This window comes from Bacteroides sp. GD17 (genome assembly GCF_038448625.1).
Taxonomy (GTDB): Bacteria; Bacteroidota; Bacteroidia; order Bacteroidales; family Bacteroidaceae; genus Bacteroides.
Genome location: NZ_JBCEZS010000048.1, coordinates 1 through 2,362, shown reverse-complemented (window position 1 = coordinate 2,362; position 2,362 = coordinate 1). Strand labels below are relative to the sequence as shown.

Sequence of the window (2,362 nt, the reverse complement as noted above, 5' to 3'; positions counted from 1 at the left end):
TGGAAGCCTATACGAAACGTATAGAGGACGCAACAGCCCAAAGGGTACAGATAGACGGGGAAAGCCTTGAAAGTGCTGAAAAACACCTAAAAAACGTGTTAGCGGACTTTGAACAGCAGGGGAACAGGATGAAAAACGGTGGCTATGTGGATAAACGGGTTTCGTTCTACTCCATTCTCTGTGCCGTTATCTCCCTCTTGTTTGCCTGCCTCATGTGTTATTTGTGGGTGGATGCTGCCAAAGACCGGGATAACTACAAACGGTATTACGAGTATTACCAACAGCAGATGAATGAAGATACAACAATAAAATAGGCGGAAATTTCCGCCTATTTTAGAACTTAAACATGGTATGTAATATTCTTTATCGCCTTAATACTGCGATAGATTCTAAAGTAACGTCAAAAGTCAAAACAGAATATCCAAGAACATTATCTTTACCTTCTGCACCATAAGCGGACTTCCACGGCACATGAATTAGCCAACGTTCTCCCGTATGCATATATTGTAAAAATGTACACCAACCAGTAGTTAAGTAATACGGTTCATCTGAGCTAATAGTAAATTGTGTTGTTACATCAAAATCTTTTGATGGATACTTTTCAAAAGGAGTGGAAATTTCTTTATCCAGTGCGGTATAACCATTAAAGTTGCCTCCGAATTTCTCTCCATTGATTAAGGTCCCACAATAATATACATTAACCGTACTTAGCCAAAAAGGTCTTTCCCCTTCAGGGTTTGCTACAAGCTTCTTACAATAAATGTATGCATCTGCTTTATTGGTACTACTGATTACATCCTGCAGTATAAACAATTCCCCTTCTTTGACATTTTTTATCTGTTCTAATGTAGCAACGTAATTTTCACCTGCCAGTTCTGCTATTGAGTCGCAAAAAGATTGATTACGTTCCTTCCAATCGTCATACTTTGTAGCTTCTTCTTTTTCTTCACAAGAAATGGTCGATATAGAAAGTGCTAATAACGCAAGAATGTAAAATATCTGTTTCATTGGTTATTATAAGACATATTGATTTGACATTTATATGCTTTATTCTTGTCGTATGTTGCAGTTCCATTTGCGTCTTTGAGCGTCATGTCCGTCCAAACATAAGCTAACTCTGAAAATACATCTGTTGGTCTTCCTAAATAATAATTGGCATAGACGTTGATATTTCCACCAGCGTTGCCTATAAAACGATTGGTATTGTTCTTACTTGTAATGGCAAAGTCTCTGGCTGAATCCCGTTTCCAACCATACCACATTTTCTTTTGGGCACCAAAATGATAATAAAGTTTGTACAATTTAGGAGTGCCCTCAGCCCCCAAATTTTCATATTTTACAGAGCCAGAAAAGGTCGTTTTCTTACTCCCAGATATGATTTTAAAGCTATTAACTGGTATGTTTTCTGCTCTGGTTGACACTTCATTGTCATTTTTTAGGTTATTACAATAAAGTAAAGCATCCTCTTCCCTCATAGTGTCAGAGAAGTTAATGTCGTAAATAACATTTCCTATTACTATTTTATGATTTTCTCCTACTAAAAAGGCATAAATATCCCCTTCTTCTGATGTTGGAATATAGGGGGATAAATCATCCTCTTGTTGATTATTGAAAATGAAAAAATTGCTGTACTTCTCTTTATATGCGGCATGTTTTACTCTAAAATCTGCCTCACTTGTGGCAGAAGCGCCAAGGCTATCTAATTCTTCATCTGCTACTCTGAGTAGTTTTTCTAAGGATATAAATCCTAAAGAATCTGTGAATTTAAGTCTTTCATCAATAGACATTTCTTTTAAATCATCTAATAATTCTTGCACCTCTGCTTCGGAGCTGAATTGTAAAGCCATAGTTGCATAATTGGCGTCATCAGTTCTGGTGTTTGCTGTAGAAATATTCCCATCGATAATATTTACAACCTTTATGGCTTGTGGCTCATTAATCGGTGTACTCTCAAGCTCGTCTTGACTACAAGAATGAAGCATAATTAGCATTAAAGATACTAAACCTAAATAGAACTTTTTCATAATTAAATAGATTTAATTAAAACATGTGAGTATTTTATAAATTTATAGGGCAAAGATACGACATTTATAACAACTGCCCATAATTCAATCATTGATTTTTCCTTTGAGAGCATTAATTATCCACCCTTTAGGGTTGTTCTTACCTCTTGATTTACCGTTCAGAATAGCCAGTTCTCCGATAAGGTCGGCTATCTTTTCTTGTGCTGTTATGAATGTTTCCTTGTTGCGGTTTATTTCTTCCGATGTGAAGCTGCAGGAGTAACGGAGGTATTCATACACATGGCTGTCTATCTGATGACGTGCCGTTACTTTTGCTTGAAGTTCTTTTACTTCCAGCT

3 protein-coding genes and 1 pseudogene are annotated in these 2,362 nt (G+C 36.5%); 1 reads left to right on the top strand and 3 read right to left on the bottom strand.

Going from position 1 to position 2,362, the window contains the following annotated elements; all coding sequences use genetic code 11:
* The coding region (locus AAE250_RS23465) for a hypothetical protein (protein WP_342289498.1) at positions 1-314 on the top strand (314 nt) is incomplete at its 5' end.
* 49 nt (positions 315-363) lie between these two features.
* Here the strand turns inward: AAE250_RS23465 and AAE250_RS23460 are convergent.
* The 3 genes and pseudogenes from AAE250_RS23460 to AAE250_RS23450 all read right to left on the bottom strand — a co-directional run.
* Entirely contained in the window at positions 364-1,008 is a 645-nt protein-coding gene (locus tag AAE250_RS23460) for an FKBP-type peptidyl-prolyl cis-trans isomerase (RefSeq protein WP_342289497.1), read from the bottom strand.
* The gene (locus AAE250_RS23455; protein WP_117589890.1) at positions 1,005-2,024 is read right to left on the bottom strand and encodes a DUF4848 domain-containing protein; all 1,020 of its coding nucleotides are present in this window, start codon (positions 2,022-2,024) and stop codon (positions 1,005-1,007) included. The genes AAE250_RS23460 and AAE250_RS23455 overlap by 4 nt, the downstream gene beginning before the upstream one ends.
* Before the next feature lie 84 nt (positions 2,025-2,108).
* Positions 2,109-2,362, bottom strand: a pseudogene (locus tag AAE250_RS23450) (replication initiation protein); the annotation flags it as partial.

Bases quoted from the DNA above. Each gene is read 5' to 3' on its own strand.
- AAE250_RS23460 (WP_342289497.1), bottom strand. From the start codon at position 1,008: ATGAAACAGATATTTTACATTCTTGCGTTATTAGCACTTTCTATATCG.
- AAE250_RS23455 (WP_117589890.1), bottom strand. From the start codon at position 2,024: ATGAAAAAGTTCTATTTAGGTTTAGTATCTTTAATGCTAATTATGCTT.